The sequence below is a fragment of the Paraburkholderia sp. GAS33 genome (assembly GCF_050436645.1).
Lineage (GTDB): Bacteria > Pseudomonadota > Gammaproteobacteria > Burkholderiales > Burkholderiaceae > Paraburkholderia > Paraburkholderia phenazinium_B.
This window is the reverse complement of the sequence record NZ_JBNDMP010000006.1, coordinates 278,636-300,522: the sequence shown is the minus strand read 5'-3', so window position 1 is coordinate 300,522 and position 21,887 is coordinate 278,636. Positions and strand designations below refer to the sequence as shown.

At 64.7% G+C, this 21,887-nt stretch carries 19 protein-coding genes and 2 riboswitches; of the genes, 8 read left to right on the top strand and 11 right to left on the bottom strand.

The genetic code is table 11. From position 1 onward, the window contains the following. Positions 1–14: 14 nt before the first annotated feature. The 3 genes from cobC to cobT are packed head-to-tail and all read right to left on the bottom strand — an operon-like array spanning position 15 to position 2,437. Positions 15–605 carry an alpha-ribazole phosphatase gene (gene cobC, locus P3T24_RS20800; RefSeq protein WP_429437339.1) on the bottom strand — a complete coding sequence of 197 codons (591 nt, stop codon included), beginning with the start codon at positions 603–605 and terminating at the stop codon, positions 15–17. Further along, the gene (locus tag P3T24_RS20795; RefSeq protein WP_074267814.1) at positions 590–1,360 is read right to left on the bottom strand and encodes an adenosylcobinamide-GDP ribazoletransferase; all 771 of its coding nucleotides are present in this window, start codon (positions 1,358–1,360) and stop codon (positions 590–592) included. The genes cobC and P3T24_RS20795 overlap by 16 nt, the downstream gene beginning before the upstream one ends. Before the next feature lie 24 nt (positions 1,361–1,384). Next, on the bottom strand, positions 1,385–2,437 hold the full coding sequence (gene cobT, locus P3T24_RS20790; RefSeq protein ID WP_429437336.1) for a nicotinate-nucleotide--dimethylbenzimidazole phosphoribosyltransferase: 1,053 nt from the start codon (positions 2,435–2,437) through the stop codon (positions 1,385–1,387). 256 nt (positions 2,438–2,693) lie between these two features. On the opposite strand from cobT, the gene bluB reads away from it, so the two are divergent. After that, the gene (gene bluB, locus P3T24_RS20785) at positions 2,694–3,428 is read left to right on the top strand and encodes a 5,6-dimethylbenzimidazole synthase (protein WP_074267812.1); all 735 of its coding nucleotides are present in this window, start codon (positions 2,694–2,696) and stop codon (positions 3,426–3,428) included. On the opposite strand, the gene cobM is transcribed toward bluB, so the two are convergent. The 4 genes from cobM to cbiE are packed head-to-tail and all read right to left on the bottom strand — an operon-like array spanning position 3,356 to position 7,211. Beyond that, positions 3,356–4,099: a precorrin-4 C(11)-methyltransferase gene (cobM, locus tag P3T24_RS20780; RefSeq protein ID WP_074267811.1), complete on the bottom strand. Its 744-nt coding sequence runs from the start codon at positions 4,097–4,099 to the stop codon at positions 3,356–3,358. The genes bluB and cobM overlap by 73 nt on opposite strands. Before the next feature lie 40 nt (positions 4,100–4,139). Further along, positions 4,140–4,877, bottom strand: a complete 738-nt coding sequence (locus tag P3T24_RS20775; RefSeq protein ID WP_429437333.1) for a cobalt-precorrin-6A reductase — start codon at positions 4,875–4,877, stop codon at positions 4,140–4,142. Beyond that, on the bottom strand, positions 4,874–5,974 hold the full coding sequence (locus tag P3T24_RS20770; RefSeq protein WP_429437330.1) for a cobalt-precorrin-5B (C(1))-methyltransferase: 1,101 nt from the start codon (positions 5,972–5,974) through the stop codon (positions 4,874–4,876). Before P3T24_RS20770 ends, P3T24_RS20775 begins: the two co-directional genes overlap by 4 nt. Next, on the bottom strand, positions 5,967–7,211 hold the full coding sequence (cbiE, locus tag P3T24_RS20765) for a precorrin-6y C5,15-methyltransferase (decarboxylating) subunit CbiE (protein WP_429437327.1): 1,245 nt from the start codon (positions 7,209–7,211) through the stop codon (positions 5,967–5,969). The genes P3T24_RS20770 and cbiE overlap by 8 nt, the downstream gene beginning before the upstream one ends. Positions 7,212–7,411: 200 nt before the next feature. Between cbiE and cobG the strand changes: the two genes are divergently transcribed. The 4 genes from cobG to cobJ are packed head-to-tail and all read left to right on the top strand — an operon-like array spanning position 7,412 to position 11,938. Then, entirely contained in the window at positions 7,412–8,845 is a 1,434-nt protein-coding gene (cobG, locus tag P3T24_RS20760; protein ID WP_429437574.1) for a precorrin-3B synthase, read from the top strand. Beyond that, positions 8,838–9,464, top strand: a complete 627-nt coding sequence (locus P3T24_RS20755) for a precorrin-8X methylmutase (RefSeq protein ID WP_429437324.1) — start codon at positions 8,838–8,840, stop codon at positions 9,462–9,464. Before cobG ends, P3T24_RS20755 begins: the two co-directional genes overlap by 8 nt. Then, entirely contained in the window at positions 9,465–10,196 is a 732-nt protein-coding gene (locus tag P3T24_RS20750) for a precorrin-2 C(20)-methyltransferase (protein ID WP_429287920.1), read from the top strand. Next, positions 10,193–11,938 (top strand): precorrin-3B C(17)-methyltransferase, encoded by a 1,746-nt coding sequence (gene cobJ, locus P3T24_RS20745; RefSeq protein WP_429437571.1) that lies wholly within the window; start codon positions 10,193–10,195, stop codon positions 11,936–11,938. Before P3T24_RS20750 ends, cobJ begins: the two co-directional genes overlap by 4 nt. Before the next feature lie 30 nt (positions 11,939–11,968). Here cobJ and P3T24_RS20740 read toward each other — a convergent pair whose 3' ends face one another. The 4 genes from P3T24_RS20740 to cobW all read right to left on the bottom strand — a co-directional run bounded on the left by P3T24_RS20740 (position 11,969) and on the right by cobW (position 18,665). After that, complete coding sequence (locus P3T24_RS20740; protein WP_429437321.1) at positions 11,969–12,559, bottom strand: vWA domain-containing protein; 591 nt, start codon at positions 12,557–12,559, stop codon at positions 11,969–11,971. Between the two features lie 80 nt (positions 12,560–12,639). Further along, positions 12,640–13,761, bottom strand: a complete 1,122-nt coding sequence (locus P3T24_RS20735) for an ATP-binding protein (protein ID WP_429437318.1) — start codon at positions 13,759–13,761, stop codon at positions 12,640–12,642. Then, positions 13,758–17,579 carry a cobaltochelatase subunit CobN gene (gene cobN / locus P3T24_RS20730; RefSeq protein WP_429437316.1) on the bottom strand — a complete coding sequence of 1,274 codons (3,822 nt, stop codon included), beginning with the start codon at positions 17,577–17,579 and terminating at the stop codon, positions 13,758–13,760. The genes P3T24_RS20735 and cobN overlap by 4 nt, the downstream gene beginning before the upstream one ends. Before the next feature lie 6 nt (positions 17,580–17,585). Next, positions 17,586–18,665, bottom strand: coding sequence for a cobalamin biosynthesis protein CobW (gene cobW, locus P3T24_RS20725; protein ID WP_429437313.1), 1,080 nt, complete (start codon positions 18,663–18,665; stop codon positions 17,586–17,588). 177 nt (positions 18,666–18,842) lie between these two features. Beyond that, positions 18,843–19,105: riboswitch (cobalamin riboswitch) on the bottom strand. A gap of 130 nt (positions 19,106–19,235) precedes the next feature. On the opposite strand from cobW, the gene P3T24_RS20720 reads away from it, so the two are divergent. Genes P3T24_RS20720 through P3T24_RS20710 form a run of 3 tightly spaced genes read left to right on the top strand, consistent with a single transcriptional unit; the run spans position 19,236 to position 21,597 of the window. Next, positions 19,236–19,688, top strand: a complete 453-nt coding sequence (locus P3T24_RS20720; RefSeq protein ID WP_429437310.1) for a cobalamin biosynthesis protein — start codon at positions 19,236–19,238, stop codon at positions 19,686–19,688. Between the two features lie 4 nt (positions 19,689–19,692). Next, positions 19,693–20,295 (top strand): cob(I)yrinic acid a,c-diamide adenosyltransferase, encoded by a 603-nt coding sequence (cobO, locus tag P3T24_RS20715; RefSeq protein ID WP_429287925.1) that lies wholly within the window; start codon positions 19,693–19,695, stop codon positions 20,293–20,295. A gap of 3 nt (positions 20,296–20,298) precedes the next feature. Beyond that, positions 20,299–21,597 carry a cobyrinate a,c-diamide synthase gene (locus P3T24_RS20710; RefSeq protein ID WP_429437307.1) on the top strand — a complete coding sequence of 433 codons (1,299 nt, stop codon included), beginning with the start codon at positions 20,299–20,301 and terminating at the stop codon, positions 21,595–21,597. A gap of 80 nt (positions 21,598–21,677) precedes the next feature. Further along, positions 21,678–21,872: riboswitch (cobalamin riboswitch) on the top strand. The last annotated feature ends 15 nt before the right edge of the window (positions 21,873–21,887 follow it).

The following is a 21,887-nucleotide window of genomic DNA, read 5'->3' as shown; positions in this document are numbered from 1 at the left end:
ACAACGCTAACCACTCAAGCATTCCACCGCACCAGCGACCAAAGCAGCCGCTCGTCGTCACGCCGCAGCCAGACTACCCCGGACGTAGCGAGTGACCATTGAGTGGAACGCTCCACCGGCACACCGAGCACCAGCGAGGCGATCGCCCGTATCACGCCGGCATGCGTGACGACATAGGCCGGCGAACATTCGCGGGTCTGTCCGAACGCATCGAGCCACGCCTGCACCCGCGCGACAAACTGCGCGACGCTCTCGCCCCCGTGAGCACGGGCGTGCTCGAAGTTAGCCGCCCAGTCATCGAGCGCTGCCCTGTCGATTGCATCCCAGCGTTGTTGCTCCCACGCACCGAAATTCATTTCCTTCAGGCGTTCGTCGACACTGTGCGCGCAACCGAAATCCCCCGCCAACGCCGCGGCAACCGACGCACACCGTAGCAGCGGACTGGACAGCAGTACCCGCGGCGGGGGCACCTGCAAGGTGGCAAGATGCACCGCCAGCGTAGCGGCAGATGCCGTCGGATCGTCGGCAAGCGCGACGTCGCTATGGCCGTAACACACGCCTGCATCGACGGCGACGGCCGGGTGACGAATCAGGACGATATCCATGCCGATGTCCAGGCGATTGCCGCCAGATAGATAGCCAGTTCGAAAATCTGCTGCGCAAAGCCGAGGCAGTCGCCGGTATAGCCGCCAATGCGTCTGACGAAATAACGACCCATGGCCACACGCAGCACCGCCAGCATCACAAGCGCCATACAACCGAAGCGCCAATCCGGCCAGAACAGCGCCGGCAATCCAAACAGCGCCGCTACGGCGAGCGCTACGCCGCTCAGGCGCTGCGCAACCGGCTTCGCCTTGCCTTCCGCGCGCACGTAATCGAGTGTCGCCAGATAGCTGATCGCACAGGTACGGCTCGCGGCGTGCGCTGCAACCATCAGACCTGCGACACGCAGCGGCGGCACCGCCGCGAGCGTTTGCCACTTCAAGGCGAGTGCAATCATCAGCGCAATCGCGCCGAACGCGCCTATCCTCGAATCATGCATGATGCGCAGCACATCCTCTCGAGTATAGCCGCCGCCGAACGCATCGCAGCAGTCCGCCAAACCGTCCTCGTGGAAAGCGCCTGTGACGAGCAAGGTCGATGCCATCGACAGCAGCACGGCCACACCGGGCGGAAACACATGCAACGCCACTAGATAGACAAGCGCACCGAGCCCGCCCACCAGCACGCCGACAAGCGGGAAATAACGCGCAGCTGCATTGAGATAGTGCGGCTCATAGCCGACCCAGCGCGGCACCGGCACGCGCGTGAAGTAGCCTAGCGCCGTAAAGAAGTAGCGCAACTCCATGAGCGGCTTCATCAGCGTGCGGAGCCGGTCAACCGCTCAGGCATCGCGGTCCGCGACACCGGCCGACTCGAAACTCGCCATTTCATTGAGAAACGCCACTGCGGCGCGCAGCAAGGGCACGGCGAGTGCCGCGCCGGTGCCTTCGCCGAGCCGCATGTCCAGCGCAAGCAACGGGATGCCGCCAAAGTGGTCGAGCATGCGCCGATGCCCGGCTTCGTTCGAGGCATGCGCAAACACGCAGTAGTCGCGTACGTTGGGCTCCAACGCGTCGGCCACCAGCAGCGCGGAGGTCGCGATGAAACCGTCGACGAGAATCGTCATACGCGCTTCGGCCGCGGCGAGACAGGCGCCGGCCATCATCGCGATTTCGAAGCCGCCGAAGGTTGCGAGCACAACCAGCGGATCTTCGCTCGGCGCATGATGCGCCAGCGCCGAGGTCAGCACATTGCGCTTTTTCGCGAGGCCCGCGTTGTCGAGCCCGGTGCCGCGACCGACGCACTCGTCGATCGGCACGCCGCACAGGCGGCTCATCAGACAGGCTGCCGCCGAGGTATTGGCAATCCCCATCTCGCCGAAACCGATCACGTTGGTGCCGAGCGACGCGTGGTGACGGACGCGTTCTGCTCCGGCACGCATCGCTGCGAGCGCCTGATCGCGCGTCATCGCAGGTTCCTGGGCGAAGTTGCGCGTGCCCGCGCCAACCGGAATATCGACAAGACCCTCGGTAGTCGGCAACGGCGTCGCGACACCTGCATTGACCACTTCGAGCGCAATGCCGGCCACGCGGCTGAGCGCGTTAATCGCAGCGCCGCCTGCCAGGAAGTTCGCCACCATCTGCGCGGTCACGGCTTGCGGATAAGGGCTCACCCCTTCCTGTGCGATGCCATGGTCGCCGGCAAACACGATCATGGCCGGGCGCTGTACCGTGGGATGCGTCGTTTTCTGGATCAGGCCCATCTGCCGAGCCAGCGTTTCGAGCCGCCCCAGGCTGCCGGGCGGCTTGGTCTTCGTGTCGATCAGGTGTTGCAGCGTGCCGAGCAGCGTCTGGTCAAGCGGTTCGACCACAGGTAAGGCGAGTGACGACATCATAGACGTTCGTAATAGATAAGGTTCTGTTCGTTATTTCTTTTTCTTTCTTCTACCGGACGCACTGAAACAGAAATTCATCGCTTCAGTGACTGTGGACGTTCTGCTGCCCCCGGGGCCGACGAGACAGTTGATTCCCGCGGAAAGGTTACCACGCCAGGTGTTTGATACCCCGGAAGTTTGTGGTTTCGACGATGCCTGGAGGGTCACCATGCCCAACCGGGCGCTAAAATGGCGTATTGCTCCAGGCGCCCAGGTTATGCATCAGTCTCCTCCTCCACCCCCCTCGGAAAACGTGCAGCGTGATGGCCACGCATTCAGCGACGCCGAGCGTGCCGCCGTCTATCGGGCAATCTACGAGCGACGTGACATGCGCCACTTCGTGTCCACGCCTGTCGACCCGGAGGTGCTGCAACGCCTGATCGAAGCGGCCCACCACGCACCGAGCGTCGGCTATATGCAGCCTTGGCGCATCATCCGCATTAGCGATACCGGGCTACGATCCGAACTGCACGCAATTGTCGAACATGAGCGCCTGCGCACCGCCGACGCGCTCGACCAGCGCCGCGACGAATTCATGCAACTCAAGGTGGAGGGCATGCGCGAATGCGGCGAACTGCTGGTCGTCGCCCTGATGGATGGCCGGGAAAAGCATGTGTTCGGGCGTCGCACGCTGCCCGAAATGGACCTCGCCTCGGTGGCCTGTGCGATTCAGAACATGTGGCTGGCCGCACGCGCCGAAGGATTGGGCATGGGATGGGTCTCGCTGTTCGACACGGACGAAGTGCGCCGCGTACTCGGCATTCCGGCGGGCGCGAAGCCGGTCGCGATACTTTGCCTGGGCCACGTCCGGCAGTTCTATGCCGAACCCATGCTGGAAACTGAACGCTGGGCCCAACGGAAACCTCTCGCCGAGTGCGTCTACGAAAACGGTTGGCCGGAGGCCGCGCCATACAGCGTCGAGTCCAGAAAATCCTGCGATTCGAGCACCTGACCCACGAGAATCAGGGCCGTGCGCGACGCATCGGTAGGTTGCACCTTGCCCACAATATCGCCCAACGTTCCGCGAATGATTTCCTGATCTGGCCAGCTCGCCCTGTACACCACGGCGATCGCACCGGCCGGACCGTAGAACGGCAGCAGTTCCTCAACGATACGCGCGAGATGCCGGACCCCAAGATGAATCGCGAGCGTCGCGCGGTGCCGTGCCAGATCGGCAAGCTGTTCGCCATCGGGCATTGCGGTCTTGCTGGCGTAGCGCGTCAGGATCAGCGTCTGCGAAACGCCGGGCAGCGTCAGCTCACAACCCAGCGCTGCGCTGCAGGCCGCCGTCGCCGTGACACCGGGGACGATTTCATAGGGAATATCGAGTGCGCGGAGCCGGCGGATCTGCTCGCCAATCGCACCGTACAAGGACGGATCGCCGGAATGCACACGCGCAACGTCGAGCCCGCGGCGATGTGCCTGCTCGAGCAAAGCTACGATGGCATCGAGGTCGAGCTCGGCGGTATTCACGACCTGCCCGGCGCGATGGCCTGCGATAACCGCCTCGGGCACCAGCGATCCCGCATAGAGAATCACCGGGCAAGTGCGGACCAGACGCTGCCCCTTGACCGTGATGAGTTCAGGGTCGCCGGGACCCGCACCGATAAAAAACACCGTCATAAACCACTCCAAAAATTTTCTTGCCCGCTCGTGCCGTCGGTCAGGGCGCCAGTGCGTCAGGCCAATCTTCCAAAGCACCGAGCAATGCGGCGCCACTATCGAATACGCGTGCCGCCGCCGGCAGGTCCGGGCGCCTTAGCATCAGAACCGGCAAGCCACGCTCGCGAGCCACGTCGAGTTTGGCCTCGGTCGCGCGTCCGCCGCTATTCTTGCTGATCACCACGTCAATCGCCGCCTCTGCAAACAGCGCGCGTTCGCCTTCATGCGTAAAGGGACCGCGTGCATCGATCACGCGCGCACGCGCGTTGCCTGCATGCGCATCGAGACAGCGCACGGTCCAGAATTGTTGCGGCGGAATCTCGTCGAGATGCGCGAGCGGCTCACGCCCGAGCGTGAACAGAGGTCGGTGGAAGGCAGCGAGTAACTTGACCAACCCCGCCCAGTCGTCGGCCTCGCGCCAATCGTCGCCAGGCTGCGCAATCCAGCCTGGGCGACGCAGCGCCCAGCACGGTACGCCGGCCTCCCGGCTTGCCGCCGCGGCGTTCGCGCTGATTCGCGCAGCGTATGGATGGGTGGCGTCGATCAAAAGCGAAACATGCTCGTCAACCAGATAGCGCGCCAGACCTTCACTGCCTCCGAAACCTCCAACGCGGACCCGGCAGTGCAAATCCTCCGGCACCCGGCCGAGGCCTGCCAGACTGTAGATATGCTCGCCCGCGAGCCGGCGCGCCAGTTGCAGCGCGTCGCCTGTACCGCCGAGGACAAGGATGCGCATCATAAGGCAGACCCAACCAGATTCCCGACCCGATCGATCGCGAACATTTCGAGCGCCACGCCGGCCGGCGCAATCCCAACTGCCACATCGCGCGCACGCCGGCATACCGCATCGCCGAGCGGCACCGCCCGAGCGTGCGCCAGCGCTAGCGCCTCCTGACTCGTATTGGCGGCCCGCATCGACGCCTGCAGACTCGAATCGGCGCCCCACTCGCCGGCCCATTCGGCCAGCTGCGCGAGATCGATACTGGATACGCGGCTATGCAGATCCAGATGGCCGGCAGCGAGCTTGCTGATCTTGCCGAAACCGCCGCACACGCTCAGGCGCTCGACCGGAGCGCGCCGCAGATGCTTGAGCACTGCTCCGACAAAGTCCCCCATCTCGATCAACGCGATCTCGGGCAGGCCGTAACGCTGCCGCATCGCCTCCTCGCTTGCGTTACCCGTGCAGGCCGCCAGATGCCGATACCCGTTCGCACGAGCTACGTCGATACCTTGATGAATCGAGGCGATATAGGCCGAGCAGGAAAACGGCCGCACGATTCCCGTGGTACCGAGAATCGACAGGCCGCCCACGATGCCGAGCCGCGGATTCATCGTCTTGAGCGCGAGCGCCTCGCCCCCCTCCACGCCGATCGTCACTTCGAAGCCACCTCCATAGCCGCAGGCAACAGCAAGTTCCGTCAGATGTTCGGTCATCATGCGGCGCGGCACCGGGTTGATTGCCGGCTCACCGACCGGCAGCGTCAACCCCGCTCGCGTGACCGTGCCCACACCTGGGCCGGCATGAAAACCCACCCCAGGTTCGGCCCTCAGACGCACGCGGGCGAACACCAGCGCGCCGTGCGTCACGTCGGGATCGTCGCCCGCGTCCTTGATCGTGCCGGCTTCGGCTTGCGTGCCCGACTCGCCCCCAGCGAGCCGGCAAAAGGTCAGCCGCAAGGAGACGTGCTGCCCTTTGGGCAGCACGATTTCCGCCGCGTCACTCGTTTCCCCTGTCAACAGCAGCCGCGCCGCCGCCAGCGAAGTCGCGGTCGCGCAGCTGCCAGTGGTATATCCGGAGCGCAGGGGCGCAGACTGCTCGGGGGTTTCGTCACGCATACCGGTCTTCCCGCTTGCATACCTCGAGCAGCGTGACCGGCAGAGCCGGACGCCAGGTATCGAAGCGCCCAAGAGGCTCGGTTTCCGACAGGGCAATGCGCGTTAGCGTGCCCCCGTGTTGCGCGTGCCAGGCCGACAGCGCCGCCTCGCCTTGCACCGTGACCGCATTCGCGACCAGACGTCCGCCCTCGCGCAAACGCGCCCAGCAGGTATCCAGCACACCCGGCCCGGTCACACCGCCGCCGATAAAAACCGCGTCGGGAGTATCCAGCCCCTCGAGTGCTGCGGGTGCCCGCCCGGCAACCAGTTGCAGCGTCGGCACACCGAGCGCTTCACGGTTGTACTCGATAAAAGCCTGCCGTTCAGGGTGGCTTTCGATCGCGATCGCGCGGCAATCCGGGTGCGTACGCATCCACTCGATACCGATCGAACCGCTGCCCGCGCCGACATCCCAGAGTAGTTCGCCGGGCGCCGGCGCCAGACGTGCGAGCGTGATCGCGCGTATGTCACGCTTTGTCAACTGGCCATCGTTGCGATATGCCTCGTCGGGCAAGCCGGGGGTCAGCGGCAAACGCAGGGCTTGCCCATCCGCACGGCATTCGACGGCGATCAGGTTAAGTGCAGCGACCGTGCCGGCGGACCAGGCATCGGCACGTCCGTCGATACGCCGCTCGTGCACGCCGCCGCCCAGACGTTCGAAGACGGTCATCCTGCTCGCGCCGTAACCGCGCGCCATCAACAGAGTGGTCAAGGCTGCCGGGGTGTTGCCATCTGCGCTCAGCACGAGCAGACATGCGCCGTCATGCATCACCGTGCTCAGCGCGGCCAGCGGACGGCCGACCAGCGAAACCGTCTTGACCTGTTGCAAGGCCCAGCCCATACGCGCTGCGGCCAGAGACACAGATGAAGGCGCCGGCAGAACATGCAATTCCTCCGCTGGTAACTGGCGCGCCAGCACCGCGCCGACACCAAACAGCATCGGGTCTCCGCTCGCCAGCACGCAAACCGGCGTGCCACGCCGCGCGAGCACCGCCGAAAGATCGAACGGTTGAGGCCACGCTTCGCGCTGCGCCCGCAGACGTGGCGGCAGCATCGCCAGATGACGCGCACCGCCGTAGACAATGTGTGCGTCGAGCAGCGCACGGCGTGCCGGCCGGCCGAGTCCGGCGAAACCGTCTTCGCCAATCCCGACCACGGTCAACCAGGCTGGCCTTGGCCCAAATTCTTTTGCATGCATCGAGAGGTTCTGCGAACGCCTGAGCCGCACGGCCGCCGCGTCGTTTCAGATATCGAAAACAGGCATAATACAGCGCTTAGGCAGCCTTCCTTGCGGCCTTCTTTGCCCTGACACTGAGCGAACGCTGAGGCCCGCCCGCACAACACGCGGGCAGCGCCGCTCGCGCACGCGTGAAGTGATCCATGCATTTCCGGCCCTACGTGAACCGCCCTCCACTCCCCGCCAGCAGCAACGTTGCTCCGTACTCATCGGCCTGTCCCGGGTTGCTGCATATCGTCGCTGCGCGAGATGGCGGGCTGTGCCGTATCCGGCTGCCTGGCGGCGCGATCGGGGCCGCTCAACTGCACGCCCTGGCTAGCGCAGCAGAACGCCATGCGGGCGGCCCTGTCGAACTGACGAACCGCGCGAATCTGCAATTGCGGGGCATTCGTGCCGGTCACGAAACGGCGCTGAGCCAGGCGCTGCTTGAGGCAGGGTTCGGCCCCGGTGGGTACCGCGAAACCAGCCGTGCCGATGCACAAGCGGCGGACGCCCGTCGCAACCTGATGCTCAGCCCCGTAGCCGGTCGCGATCCTAACGCGCTAATCGATACGCGAGCGCTTGCGGCAAGCCTGCTCGACACTTTGCAGAACGAACCGCGCTTCGCTGCGCTCTCGCCCAAATTCTCAGTTCAGCTTGATGGCGGCGAGCGGCTCGCCATGCTCGAACATCCGCACGATATCTGGTTTGCGGCACAACCGGACGGGACCGGTGTGGGTTTCGCATTCGGCCTCGCCGGCTGCCCATCGTCCGGTGTCTACAAGGCCGGCGGCAACATGCTGAACCCAGCGCCGGAGGCGAGCGCCGATATACCGGCGCTCGGCATCGTCGGTCCGGAACAGGTCCCAGCGTTGCTCAATGCCCTGCTGCGGGCGTTCCTCGATCTCGCCACGCCGCAGCAGCCGCGCATGCGCGATCTGTTACGGACACACGCGGCCAGCTCAATCCTGCAGCGTGCGCAAACGTATCTCGACTTCCAGCCGCGGACAGTACGCGCATGGACTCGCCGTATCGCCGATCCGGCCCTGCGCTTTGGACCCCACCCGCAAGCTACAGCCGGTTTGTGGTGGGTCGGCGGCCAGCCGCCGCTAGGCCGGCTCGACACGCGCACCCTGCATGCACTGGCCGAACTCGCGCACGCGGCAAACACACAGGCCACGGTGATAGTAACGCCCTGGCAAAGCATCCTGATTCCGGATCTCGCCAAAACGGCAGTGGCACCAACCGTCGCCGCCATGGAGCGGCTCGGTTTTATCTGCGATCCCCAGGCAGCGTATGCCGGCCTGATTGCCTGCGCGGGTTCACGCGGCTGTGCGAAAGCGCGAGCCGATACCAAGGCCGACGCGCAATACCTCGCTGAACATCTGCCCCAACTTCGCCCCGCAGCACTCGAGTTGCACCTGAGCGGCTGCGAGCGCTCATGCGCGGCGGCTCATTGCGCGGCTCACACGCTGCTCGCCGTGGCCCCCGGACACTACGACCTTTACGAACGCGATGGCGGCCCCGGCTTCGGCCGCCTCGTTGCGCACGATCTGAACCTTGAACAGATCAAGACTGTACTTACAACAACCGCCCGGAGCCCTATCGATGTCTGAGTACATCCGTGACGGACAGGAAATCTATCGCCAGTCCTTCGCCACGATTCGCGCCGAAGCGGATCTGTCACGCATCCCAGCCGATCTGGAAAAACTCGCCGTTCGCGTGATTCACGCCTGCGGCATGGTCGAAATCGTCGAAGCGCTGGAATTCTCTGCAGACGCGGGGCGCTCTGGCCGCGAAGCACTGATGAGCGGTGCGCCGATTCTCTGCGATGCGCGCATGGTTGCCGAAGGCATTACACGCGCGCGCCTGCCCGCGGCAAACCAGGTCATCTGCACGCTCGGCGAGCCGCGCGTACCCGCACTGGCCGAATCGCTTGGCAACACCCGCTCGGCTGCCGCCGTGGAATTGTGGCGACCGAATCTGGCCGGCAGCGTGGTGGTCATCGGCAACGCGCCCACCGCCCTGTTCCATTTGCTGGACATGATTGAGGCCGGCGCGCCCAGACCCGCGCTCATCCTCGGTTTTCCGGTGGGATTTATCGGCGCGGCCGAATCGAAAGCCCTGCTGGCCGCCAATACGCTCAGCCTCCCCTATGTCTGCGTCGCGGGCCGCCGCGGCGGCAGCGCGATGGCCGCAGCAGCGGTCAATGCGCTCGCCTCGGAGATCGAATAAGTGAAACCAGCTGGACGTTTATACGGTCTTGGCGTCGGCCCCGGCGACCCCGAACTGCTGACGCTGAAAGCACTGCGCCGCCTCACAAGCGCCGACGTGGTGGCCTATTTCGTGGCCAAAGGCAAGAAAGGCAACGCCTACAGCATCATCGAGGCACATCTGCAACCAGCCCAGACGCAGTTGCCACTGGTCTATCCGGTCACGACCGAAGCACTTGAACCGCCGCTGTGTTACGAAACGATCATCGCCGGGTTCTACGACGAAGCGGCCGAAACGGTCGCAGAGCATCTCAATGCCGGACGCGACGTCGCCGTCATCTGCGAAGGCGATCCGTTCTTCTACGGCTCGTACATGTATCTGCACGACCGGCTCGCCGCGCGCTTCGAGACCGAGGTCGTGCCGGGTGTCTGTTCGATGCTCGGCGGTGCGGCGGTGCTCGGCTCGCCGCTCGTGTACCGGAATCAGAGCCTGTCGGTACTGTCCGGCGTGTTGCCCGAAACAGAGCTGCGCGAGCGGCTCGCCACGGCGGACGCAGCCGTCATCATGAAACTCGGCCGCAACTTCGAAAAGGTCAGGCGCGTGCTGACCGAGCTTGGGCTGGCGCAGCGCGCGCTCTATGTCGAACGCGCGACCATGGCCAATCAACGCATCGTGGCGCTCGACGAGGTCGACCCCATGGCCTCGCCATATTTTTCACTACTGATCGTGCCGGGTAAAAATTGGCAAGCCTGATCCCACCCGCCATCGTGATTCTGGGGCCGTCCGCGCTGGCAACGGCGCGCAGGATCCAGGTCTGTTACGCCGGCTCACGGGTGCACGGTCTGCAGGCGCGAGTCGCCGCCGACGAAGCTTATGCCGCGCTCGGCGAACATTTACGCGCACTCTATGCGCAAGGCACACCGCTGATTGTGCTGTGCGCCGCGGGCATCGTGATCCGCTGCCTCGCCCCGGCACTCGCCAGCAAGGGGGCCGAGCCGCCCGTGCTCGCCGTCGCCGAGGACGGCAGCGCGGTCGTGCCGCTGCTTGGCGGCCTGGCTGGTGTCAACGACATGGCACGCGAGATCGCCTCAGCACTCGAAGTATCCGCCGCAATTACCACCAGTGGCGAATTGCGTTTCGGCACCTGCCTGCTCGATCCGCCTGACGGTTATGTGCTCGCCAGCCTGGAGCACGGCAAACACTTTGTCTCGGACCTGCTCGCCGGCGAGAGCACGCGCATCGAAGGGCATGCCCCCTGGCTCGAGCAGGCGAACCTGCCGCAGGCGCCCGGAGCGAGGCTGTCGATCCGCATCAGCGAACAACTGGGCACCGGGACGGCGGATGAACTTCTGATCCATCCGCGCTGTGTGGTAGCGGCGGTGCTAGAAGGCGACGAACAGACAGCCGCACGGGTCCAACAGGCCTTGCAGGACGCGCGCATCGCGCCGCTCTCGCTCGCGGCCCTGCTCGCACCGCATCGGACCATGAACGATGCGGCACTCAGACAGGCAGCGGACACGCTCGGCGTCCCGTTGCGATTTGTCGAAACAGGCGTCGAGGCGGGCGACTCGCATGCTCTCTTGAACGCAGCACTTCGGTTGCCCTGGCGGAGGCTCGACGGCAGCGAACCCGGGCTCGCTTTGGCGTCCTGCGCGGCGCCCGTCGATCCTGCGCAGATCGGCCATGGCCGTGGCTCGCTCAGCGTGGTCGGCCTCGGCCCGGGCAGCGCGGACCTGATGGTTCCAGCCGCGCGCCGCGCACTCGACGCGGCCACCGATATCCTCGGTTACGCCACCTATGTGAACATGGCTGGCCCGTTCCGCGTCGGCCAGCAACTGCATACCAGCGATAACCGCGAAGAGTTGCAGCGCGCGCGTCATGCGTTCGAGCTCGCAAGCCTGGGGCGCTCGGTCGCCATCGTCTCCTCTGGCGACCCGGGCGTGTTCGCGATGGCCGCGGCCGTACTGGAAGCGCTCGATAATTCCGACGATGCCGCCTGGGCCAGCGTCGAACTGAATATCGTACCCGGCGTCTCGGCCGCGTTTGCTACCGCAGCTCAGGCGGGTGCGCCGCTCGGCCACGATTTCTGCCTGCTCTCGCTGTCCGATAACCTGAAGCCGTGGAGTGTGATCGAAACGCGGCTGCGACATGCGGCCGAGGCTGATCTCGTGATGGCCTTTTATAACCCCATCTCGCGTGCACGGCCCTGGCAGCTCGACCGCGCCCTGGAAATTCTGCGCGCCTTGCGCACACCCGATACCGTGGTGGTGCTGGGCCGCGATATCGGCCGGCCAGGCGCGACCCTCAATTCAACCACGCTCGGTATGCTGCGCTCGGAACAGGTCGATATGCGCACGATGGTGATCGTCGGCTCGTCGACGACGCGCCGTATTCCGGGTGGCCCGCATGGTGAGTGGATCTATACGCCGCGCTGGTATCCGGATGCGAAGGACGCAGTGTCCCAGACCGGGATTGAAGCTGTTAAAGACGCCTGAAACTGTTTCCCGTCGTGCATTAAACTCAGCTCAATCCTGGCCTAGCAGATCCTCAGGTCTGAGATACAGGGCGCCCCAACTCTCCGCCAGCGCTTTGCAACGTGCAAGCCTGAGCGGGCCGGCTTCGAAGTCGACCAGCACGATCCGGTCGGCCTCGGCCGGAAAAGGCGGCTGATCCAAGCTACGGCCGTCCGTCAGAATCCATAGGTTACGCTGTCGCGTTGCCTGACCGGTTGCAGCGCTCGCCAGCAACTGGCGCGCGCTGCGCACTCCGCTACTCAAGGGCGTGCCGCCGCCCCCGCCAAGCGGGCGCAGCCAGCGCTCGTTCCACCAGCGCGGCACCGCCGGCCCGAAGCGACGCTCAGCGCGTGTGCCGGAAAAACAGATCAGCGCCGCCTCATCGCGTGCCTGTCCGATACGATCGAACAGGCTGGCGAGCACGCCCTTCGCAAGCGCGAGACGCCGTCCGCCCAGCATTGAACCCGAGCAGTCGAGCAGGAAGCAATGCAACGCCTTCTGACCGCTCCTCTCCGGCCGGAAACGCAGATGTTGCGTTTGCAGGCGCGCCGCCCCCTTGCTGGCGAATGTCGCCGGCCAGGCGATGCGCCGCACGCCCCGCATCCCGCTGCGGCTTGCAGTGCCCGCGCCTTCCAGCCATCGAAACCCGGCGGGCAAACCCGCGGGGGCGCGCTCCCGATGGCTCAGTGTTTTTTTGCGTCTAGCGGCCGGACCGCCTTGACCGGTTCGATTCCCGCAGCCACCGGCGGCAGGTAACCCCAGTCTGTATCGGTGGTCCGACCTGCGGGTGTTGCGGTGGCCGAGGCAGGAGGCGATGCAGCGTTTGACGTATCGGTCTGCCGCGTATCGGATTCGGCTGGCGGCTGTGCAGCTTGTGCCGGGTCTGCGCCATCCGGTTGCGTCCCAGCTTCTGCGTGCCGCCGATGACGTAGCGTCGCTTCGGCCACACGATCGACGTGCTCGACCGCAATCGCTTCAGCCTGCTCGAGCGCCGCGAGTGCGCGAGCCGCGCGCAGCATCACCAGATCGGCGCGCATTCCGTCGACGGCCGCGGCGATACAGAGCTCGCTCACACGCGCATGGACCGTTTCGCTGAATTCGAGCGACGGCAGACGCATGCGCGCAGCGCGAATCCGCCGTGCGTAGTCGTCCTGCTGCACGTCGAAACCACGCCGGAAACCCTGTGGATCGAGTTCGAATGCGAGGCGAGCCTTTACGATCCGTTCGCGCAGCGCCGGCTCAAAGCAGTTTTCTAGCTCAACCATCAAACCAAACCGGTCGAGCAATTGCGGCCGCAACTCCCCTTCTTCGGGATTCATCGTGCCCAGCAGGACGAAACGCGCCTCATGGCTGTGCGAAATGCCATCGCGCTCGACCGTATTGACGCTGCTCGCTGCCACGTCGAGCAGCAGATCGACCAGTGAATCGGGCAGCAGGTTGATCTCATCCACATACAGTACGCCGCCATGCGCCTTTGCCAGCAGTCCGGGAGAAAAACGCACGGCGTTGTCGCGCAACACCGTTTCGAGATCGAGCGTGCCGACGAGGTGCTCTTCGCTTGCGCCGAGCGGCAACGTCACCAGCTGACCATCTGGCAGCAGGTCGGCAAGCGCGCGCGCAGCCGTCGATTTGGCTGTGCCGCGCGGACCACTGATGAGTACGCCGCCAATGCCCGGATCGATCGCAGCGAGCAGCAGCGCCTGTTGCAAGGGCGCCTGCCCAAGCAGCGCCGCAAACGGGAAAACCGTACGCGTGGCGCCGGGCGTACCGAAGACGAGCGTCCTGGGCGAGTCGATTTTTGTCATGAACGTCCTTCGAGATGCTGTTCCACCGCCAGCAGTTGCTGTTCGACCTGGCTTCGGTACGTGCCGGGATGCTGCCACAAGCCGCGCTGCATGGCCTCTAGCAGCCGCTCGCAGATGCCGTGCAACGCACGCGGGTTATAGCGCTGCAAAAACGCCCGCGTATCCGCGTCGTTCAGGTACGCGTCCGTGACCAGCGCGTATTGATGGTCGGCAACCACGCGTGCGGTGGCGTCGTAGCCATAGAGATAATCGACCGTCGCAGCGATTTCGGCAGCGCCTTTATAGCCGTGCCGCTTGATGCCTTCGAGCCATTTCGGATTCACCACGCGCGAGCGGATTACCCGTGCGATCTCCTCGCGTAACGGCCGGATGCGCGGCGTCTCCGGGTTGCTGTGGTCGGCATGGTAAAGCTGCGGTTGCGCGCCGCTCAGGTGCCGCACGGCTGCGGCCATGCCGCCCTGGAACTGGTAGTAGTCGTTCGAATCGAGCAGATCGTGTTCGCGGCTGTCCTGGTTCTGCAGCACCACGTCGATCGCAGCGAGGCGCATGCCGAAAGCATCGTGGGCGGCCTCGCCCGAACGTTGCTGGGTGTAGGCGTAACCGCCCCACTGCTGATACGCATGCGCAAGATCGGCGTCGCTTTGCCACTGGCTGGTGTCGATCAATTCCTGCAAGCCTGCGCCATAGGAACCAGGGCGTGCGCCGAAGATACGCCAGCCCGCGCGGCGGCGAGCCTCGCCAGCCTCCAGACCGCCGGCGATCAACTGATCGCGCTCGCGCAGCACGCGCGCGCGGATCGGATTCAGCTCAACAGGCTCGTCGTCGAGCTCGGCCACCGCCTGCACCGCCGCGTCGAACAGGTGCATGAGGTTCGGAAACGCATCGCGGAAAAATCCCGATACGCGCAGCGTGACGTCGATGCGCGGCCGATCGAACGTTGCGATCGGCAGAATCTCGAAATCGGTCACGCGATGACTGCCGGCTGCCCATTTCGGCCGTACGCCGAGCAGCGCAAGTGCCTGCGCGATATCATCGCCGCCCGTGCGCATGGTCGCCGTGCCCCACACCGACAGTCCGACCGCGCGCGGGTAATCGCCCTGCTCCTGCAAATGTCGCTCGATCAGTTGCTGTGCCGATTTGAGTCCGAGCGCCCAGGCGGCCTGGGTGGGCAGTGCGCGCGTGTCGACCGAATAGAAGTTGCGCCCCGTCGGCAGCACATCGGGGCGCCCCCGCGAGGGCGAGCCGCTCGGCCCCGGCGGCACGAAACAACCGGCCAGGCCTCGCCGCAACTGCCGCAATTCTTCGCCACCGCATGCGTCGAGGCGCGGCAGCACGTCATCGCGCAAACGCTCGAGAACCTGCTCGGCATGCGGCAGACTGCCCGGCGCCGGCAGACCGTGTGCAGGCCCAGATTCAGTATTGGCACTGGACAAACCGCACAGGTCAGCAAGCAATTCCGCGGCGAGCAGTTCGAGCCGCTCGCGCGTATCGCCCTTATGCCGCCAGGGCGCATCGCTCACCTGCTGCAACAGTGCCGGGCGAGGACCGTCCCATGGCGCCGACCAGTCGGGCGCCAGCGGATCGAACAGGCGGGCGATGTCGAGATCCCGTGCAAGCGCATCGATCAGCCCCGCGTTCGCCTCCCGCCCGTTGCCCACCGGAAAACGCGCCAGCGCCTGCAAGGTGTCGCGCCGCTGCACGCCCTGCGGCGAGTGCCCGAAGATATGCAGACCATCGCGAATCTGCGCCTCTTTCAACTCACATAGCCACGCATCGACCTGGGTCAGCAGCGCATCCTCGGCATCGGGACTGCTGGGTGCGGCCAGACTCAGTTCCTCATGCAGCCGATGCTCGACGATCGTCTTCAGGATCGTGCCGCGCAGCAACCTGGCACGCCGCGGATCGACCATCAAGGCGTCGTAGTATTCGTCGACCTGGCGTTCGAGATCCTGCAGCGGACCGTAATTCTCGGCACGCGTGAGCGGCGGCATCAGATGGTCGATGATCACGGCCTGCGCGCGCCGCTTGGCCTGGCTGCCCTCGCCCGGGTCGTTCACAATGAACGGATAAAGATGCGGCAGCGGCCCAAGAATCAGATCGGGCCAGCACTGGCCGCTCAATGCGACGCTCTTGCCCGGCAGCCATTCGAGATTGCCGTGTTTGCCGACGTGCACCACGGCATCGATTTCGAAGCGGTGCCGCAGCCAGAAATAGAACGCCAGATAGGCATGCGGCGGCACCAGTTCGGCGTCGTGATAACTCGCGTAGTCGCTGGCGTCACGGGAACGCGTGGGCTGAATCCCGACGAACACCTGGCCGCAGCGCCAGCCGGCGATCATGAAGCGCCCCTGGCGGATCGTCGGATCGAGTTCCGGCGCACCCCAACGCGCATTGAGCGCGGCTTGCACCTCGGCAGGCAGACGCTCGAAATAGCGGCGATAGTCGGCCAACGCCAGGCTTTGCAAGGCAGGACGCAAGTCGCGCACAACCGGGTCGTTGGTGACACCCTGAGTCAGCGTGCGCAGCAGGGCGTCGCCATCGGCCGGCAACGGATCGAGCCGGTAACCCTCGTCACGCAACATGGCGAGGATCGTAAGGACGGAGGCCGGCGTATCGAGTCCGACACCGTTGCCGATCCGCCCTTCGCTGACGGGGTAATTCGCGAGGATCAGCGCGAGCCGCTTGTCGGCATTCTCAAGCGTGCGCAACCGGCACCAGCGCCGGCTCAGCTCGGCCACGAACGCGATGCGCTCGAGATCGGGCTGATAGCGCACCACGTCGACCTCGGTATGCGGGCAGCGGTAGTCGAGTCCCTTGAAACTGATCGCTCGCGTAATCACGCGGCCGTCGACCTCGGGCAGCACCACATGCATCGCGATATCGCGCGCATTGAGGCCATGATTGTCCTTGAGCCACGTCTCGCGGTTCCCGCCGCTCAGGATCACCTGCAGCACCGGTGCATCGCCCGCGAGGGCAAAGGCATCCGGGGCATCGATCGAAGAGACCGCAAACGCGGTGGTATTCAGCACCAGCGCGACCCGATGCTCGACGCTCAACTGCTGCAATACAGCGAGGCTCACTCGATCCTTCAGCGAAGTCACGGCGAGCGGCAAGGGGTTCACGCCTTGCGCCTCGAGCGCCTCGATCAGCGCATCGAACACGCGCGTATTGGCCGCCTGCAAATGCGCCTTGTAGAACAGGATCAGTGCCACCGGCGCACCGGGGCGCCAGCGCGCCTGCCAGTCGGCGATGCTCGGCGTATCGTGCTTTGGATGATAAAGCGCGGCAGCGGGCAACACGCGCGGCGCGGCCGGTTCGCTGCCCCAGCCGAGCGCGCGATACGCGATGCAGCGCAGGAAGGCTTCGGCATTGAGCGGGCCGCCCTCGCGCAGATAGCGCCAGAGCTGATGGCACAAGGCGGGATCGGCGGTACTGCGCGCGAGCAGGTGCGGGTCTTCCTGAAGGTCGCCCGAGAACATCACCAGCACCTGCTTCCTGCGTTCGGCCAGTTCGACCAGCTGCTCGATACCGTAAGGCCAGTAGGCTTCGCCGCCCAGATGGTCGACGACCACCACACGCGCATGCTGGAGCACATCGTCGACGTAAAAATCGACCGATGCAGGCTGCCGCAAAAAGCTGACATTGGTGAGCCGGATCTCCGGGAAGCCGGCGCCGAGCCTCGGCACCACGCTCGCCAACAGCGCCAGCGTCGTGTCGGCCGAACTCAGCACCACGATCTCAGCCGGTCGCTGATCGATCCGGATGACGCCTTCGGTATCGTCGACAAAACCGCCCGGAACGGTGCGTAGCAGATGCATAACGGATCAGGACTGCTGGGCCTGGGCAGCCAACGCGGTGCTCAGCGCGCGCTGCAGCACAGGTTGATCGAGATCTTCGCCGATCAGCACGAACCGGTTGGCCCGTGCTTCGTCTTCGCGCCAGCGCCGGTCGAAATAGCTGTCGAAGCGCCGGCCCACGCCCTGGATCACGAGGCGCATTGGTGTGCCCGGCAGCGCTGCAAAACCCTTGACGCGGTAGATCGTGTGCTGCTCCGTCAAACCCTGCAGCGCCGCGATGATCGTTTCGCGCGATGCAGCGGGCGCTTCAACGATCACGGAATCGAATTCGTCGTGGTGATGATCGGGATCGTCGGCCGAGCCATGATGATCGTGGCGCAGATGAATCGTGGTTTCGGACGCCGCCTGCAAACCCAGCAGGCCGTGCAGATCCAGCTGCCCTCGCTGGGCGCGCACGATCTTGACCTGGGGCGGCAACTCCTCGCGAATCTCCGCTTCCACGGCAGCCTGCTGTGCCTCGTCGAGCAGGTCGGTCTTGTTCAGGATCACGAGATCGGCCGAGCCGAGCTGGTCTTCGAACAGCTCGTGCAACGGCGATTCGTGATCGAGATTGGGATCGGCTCGGCGCTGCTCATCCACGGCCTGCGGGTCGTCGGCGAACTGTCCGCTTGCTGCGGCAGGGCCGTCCACCACGGTCACCACCGCGTCGACGGTGAAGCTGTTGCGGATCGAAGGCCAATTGAACGCCTGGACCAGCGGTTTCGGCAGCGCCAGCCCCGAGGTTTCGATCAGAACGTGGTCAATTTCGCCACGGCGTTCGACCAGTTGCTCCATCACCGGGAAAAACTCTTCCTGCACGGTGCAGCACAGACAGCCGTTGGCGAGCTCATAGAGCTGGCCAGCCTGTTCGCGGCCTTCTTCGTCGCAGCCGATTCCGCAACCACGCAGAATTTCGCCGTCGATGCCGAGCTCGCCGAACTCATTGACGATGACAGCAATCCGCAAATTGTTCGCGTTTTGAAGAATATGGCGCAGCAAGGTGGTTTTGCCACTCCCAAGAAAGCCCGTGACGACAGTCACAGGGATCTTGCGCATGGGGTTCTGCATGATCACTCCGTTATTAAACAAGCAAACGAGCCAGCTCGTCGGGCACTCGCTCCAGACCAGACGCGAGCGGTAGCGTCTGGCGCAGGACGTAAACAGGACGTGGGGACGATACGGAACGTTGCGGTCGCAACAGAGGAACGCGATAAAGGCGTGGATGGCCAGCTGCATCCCCGCAGCGCCAACACCTCTTCTCTGGCCGGTATCCGGGCTGGCGAACGCACCGCTCCACCTTCCCACGCGAATCTTTCGCGCAGTGGTTGATTGCCCGCGATCCTGGTCGCGGACATGGAGCCGGCTTCGCATCGCCTAAGCGACGCTTTCGCTGAACCGTTGCGGGGGCAGCACAGGTTGGGCTCGCGCTAGTGCGGCAAGCCTCCTGTTTCCCGTTTAACTGCCGGCGCGATAACGCGTCGGCGGGCACCAGAGTGGGACGAGTTTAGGCTGGGCCGCGAGGCAGCGTCAAGAAGCGACGCTGGCGAGCGACCGCCAACGCGTGTATTGTAGCGCGCCAGATATCTGCAAACCGACACGCCATATGCCTACGGCCCGCGCGGACGGTTACGACACAACATGAAGCAATTCAGCATCGGCATTGGCTGTCGGCAGCAAGTTTCGGCCGAGGCGATCGAGGCCGTCGTGCTCGCGACGCTTGGCAAACTGGGCGTGCAAGGGGCCAAGGCGATTGAATCGATCGCCTCGATCTCGACCATCGATTCAAAGGCGCGAGAACCCGGCCTCCTGACATTCTGTGCCCGCCATGCGCTAATGTTGCATAGCTTCAGCCGTGAAGCGATCGCCGCCTGCCCGGGCGGCATGCTTCGCGCAACGGCCTCGAAAGCGGTACAGGCCCGCTTCGGCGTCGACGGCATCTGCGAACCTTGCGCGCTGCTGGGAGCGCCCGGCGGCAGCCTCGTTGCCGGCAAAACGGCTTCGCCTGGCGTCACCGTGGCAATTGCCTGCCTGGCCGAATTCTGTACGCAGGCGCCCGGGGCGCGCCGATTGAACCCAACCACCAGGACCTGACTGCATGAAAACCGATACGGAATCGCATCTGCGCATGACCCAACGCCGCCGCGAAGGACATGAAAAGAAACAGGCGCAGGCCACCATCGAAAAAGGACTGTTGATCGTCAATACGGGCACGGGCAAGGGCAAAAGCACAGCCGCTTTCGGCATGGCCGTGCGCGTGCTCGGACACGGCATGCGCCTCGGTGTCGTGCAGTTCATCAAGGGGGCACTGCATACCTCCGAGCGCGATTTCCTGGGCAGTCTGCCAAACTGCGATTTCGTCACGATGGGCGACGGCTATACCTGGAACACGCAGGACCGGGAAGCCGACATTGCGACGGCACGCAAAGGCTGGAGCGAAGCCTGCCGGATGATCGAAAGCGGCGAATATCAGATGGTGATTCTCGACGAACTCAATACCGTACTCAAGTACGAGTATCTGCCGCTCGACGAAGTGCTGGACGTCTTTAGCAAGCGTCCGGACATGCTCCATGTGGTGGTCACCGGACGGCATGCGCCTGACGGACTGATCGAGGCCGCAGACCTCGTCACCGAGATGCGCATCGTCAAACACCCATACCGCGAGCAACACGTCAAAGCGCAGCGCGGCGTCGAGTTCTAAGCCATGGCCGCCTGTCCAGCGCTGTTCATCAGCGCCCCGGCTTCGGGTCAGGGCAAGACCACCGTCACGGCAGGGTTGGCCCGCTACCACAGCCGCCTCGGACGGCGTGTGCGCGTGTTCAAGACCGGTCCGGACTTTATCGATCCAACTATCCTCGCGCACGCGAGCGGTGCGGCGGTGTTTTCGCTCGACCTCTGGATGGTCGGCGAAGCCGGCTGCCGTACACTGCTGGCCGAAGCGTCAGGCGACGCCGATCTGATGCTGGTCGAAGGGGTCATGGGGCTGTACGACGGCCGGCCCAGCAGTGCCGATCTGGCGAGCGCCTTCGGCATACCCGTATTGGCGGTGATCGCAGCGAAATCCATGGCCCAGACTTTTGGCGCATTGGCCTTCGGTCTCGCTCAATTCCAGCCGCGGGTGCCTTTTTACGGTGTGCTCGCGAACCGGGTCGGCTCGCCCTATCATGCGAAACTTCTTGAAGAGGCATTACCGGCCTCGCTGCGCTGGTGCGGCCATCTGAACAGCAACGACTCGATCGAATTGCCGGACCGGCACCTCGGCTTGCACCAGGCCGCAGAGATCGCGGATCTCGATGCACGCCTCAACCAGGTTGCCGATGCGCTCGCCACAACGCCGCTGGCCGAACTGCCGCCGGCCATCGACTTCGAGGCGCCACCGCGTAACAGCCTGCCACGCCTGCTCGACGGCAGGCTGATCGCAATTGCAAAGGACGCGGCCTTTTCCTTTATCTACCCAGCCAATCTCGCACTGCTCGAAGCACTCGGCGCCAGACTCGCGTATTTCTCGCCGCTCGCCAATGAACCGGTACCTCAGGCTGCCGACGCCCTCTATCTTCCCGGCGGTTACCCGGAACTCCATGCCCGGACCCTGACGGACCGGAAATGCAGTGCCGACTCGATTCGCGCACACGCCGCAGCCGGCAAACCGTTGATCGCCGAATGTGGCGGCATGCTCTATCTGCTAGACCGACTGATCGACGTGCACGGTGCCTCTACCCCGATGCTCGGCCTGCTGCCTGGCGAGGCCAGCATGCAGACCCGCTTCGCGGCACTGGCCATGCAACAGATCGAAGGACGACACGGCGTCATGACCGGACACACGTTCCACTATTCGAAGCTGAACACGCCGCTCGCACCGGTTACGACCGCGGTTCGGCCGCAAAGCGCAACCAGCGGGGAAGCCCTCTATCGGCACGGTGCAATCGTCGCAACCTACATGCACGCTTACTGGCCGTCGAATCCGGTATTCGCCGCCGCCTTGTTCCGCGGCGAGGCGTTCTGAACAAAAATCGTTGGAAAGGGAAAGATTCCTCCGTCCGAACCGCTATTCAAGCGGAGATTGACGCCCTCCGGCAGCCTTCTGTACTCTTGCGCCTTGATGGTTCCCCTCACCGGGATTAAACGGGAACGCAGTGAGAGCGCTCGGCTCAAGTCTGCGACTGCCCCCGCAACTGTAAGCGCCGAGTCCACACCATGCTTGACCACTGGGCAACCGGGAAGGTCGGTGCCGGATCGTGACGTGCGAGTCAGGAGACCTGCCATCGACCGAGGTCTGCTCAGCCGGATCGGACG

Coding starts and splice junctions, on each gene's coding strand:
- P3T24_RS20740 (WP_429437321.1), bottom strand. CDS start 12,559: ATGCGGGGCGTGCGGCGCATCGCCTGGCCGGCGACATTCGCCAGCAAG.
- cobT (WP_429437336.1), bottom strand. CDS start 2,437: ATGATGTCGTCACTCGCCTTACCTGTGGTCGAACCGCTTGACCAGACG.
- cobO (WP_429287925.1), top strand. CDS start 19,693: ATGAAAACCGATACGGAATCGCATCTGCGCATGACCCAACGCCGCCGC.
- P3T24_RS20735 (WP_429437318.1), bottom strand. CDS start 13,761: ATGACAAAAATCGACTCGCCCAGGACGCTCGTCTTCGGTACGCCCGGC.
- bluB (WP_074267812.1), top strand. CDS start 2,694: ATGCATCAGTCTCCTCCTCCACCCCCCTCGGAAAACGTGCAGCGTGAT.
- P3T24_RS20710 (WP_429437307.1), top strand. CDS start 20,299: ATGGCCGCCTGTCCAGCGCTGTTCATCAGCGCCCCGGCTTCGGGTCAG.
- P3T24_RS20755 (WP_429437324.1), top strand. CDS start 8,838: ATGTCTGAGTACATCCGTGACGGACAGGAAATCTATCGCCAGTCCTTC.
- P3T24_RS20770 (WP_429437330.1), bottom strand. CDS start 5,974: ATGCGTGACGAAACCCCCGAGCAGTCTGCGCCCCTGCGCTCCGGATAT.
- P3T24_RS20720 (WP_429437310.1), top strand. CDS start 19,236: ATGAAGCAATTCAGCATCGGCATTGGCTGTCGGCAGCAAGTTTCGGCC.
- cbiE (WP_429437327.1), bottom strand. CDS start 7,211: ATGCATGCAAAAGAATTTGGGCCAAGGCCAGCCTGGTTGACCGTGGTC.
- P3T24_RS20775 (WP_429437333.1), bottom strand. CDS start 4,877: ATGATGCGCATCCTTGTCCTCGGCGGTACAGGCGACGCGCTGCAACTG.
- cobM (WP_074267811.1), bottom strand. CDS start 4,099: ATGACGGTGTTTTTTATCGGTGCGGGTCCCGGCGACCCTGAACTCATC.
- cobW (WP_429437313.1), bottom strand. CDS start 18,665: ATGCAGAACCCCATGCGCAAGATCCCTGTGACTGTCGTCACGGGCTTT.
- cobN (WP_429437316.1), bottom strand. CDS start 17,579: ATGCATCTGCTACGCACCGTTCCGGGCGGTTTTGTCGACGATACCGAA.
- cobC (WP_429437339.1), bottom strand. CDS start 605: ATGGATATCGTCCTGATTCGTCACCCGGCCGTCGCCGTCGATGCAGGC.
- P3T24_RS20795 (WP_074267814.1), bottom strand. CDS start 1,360: ATGAAGCCGCTCATGGAGTTGCGCTACTTCTTTACGGCGCTAGGCTAC.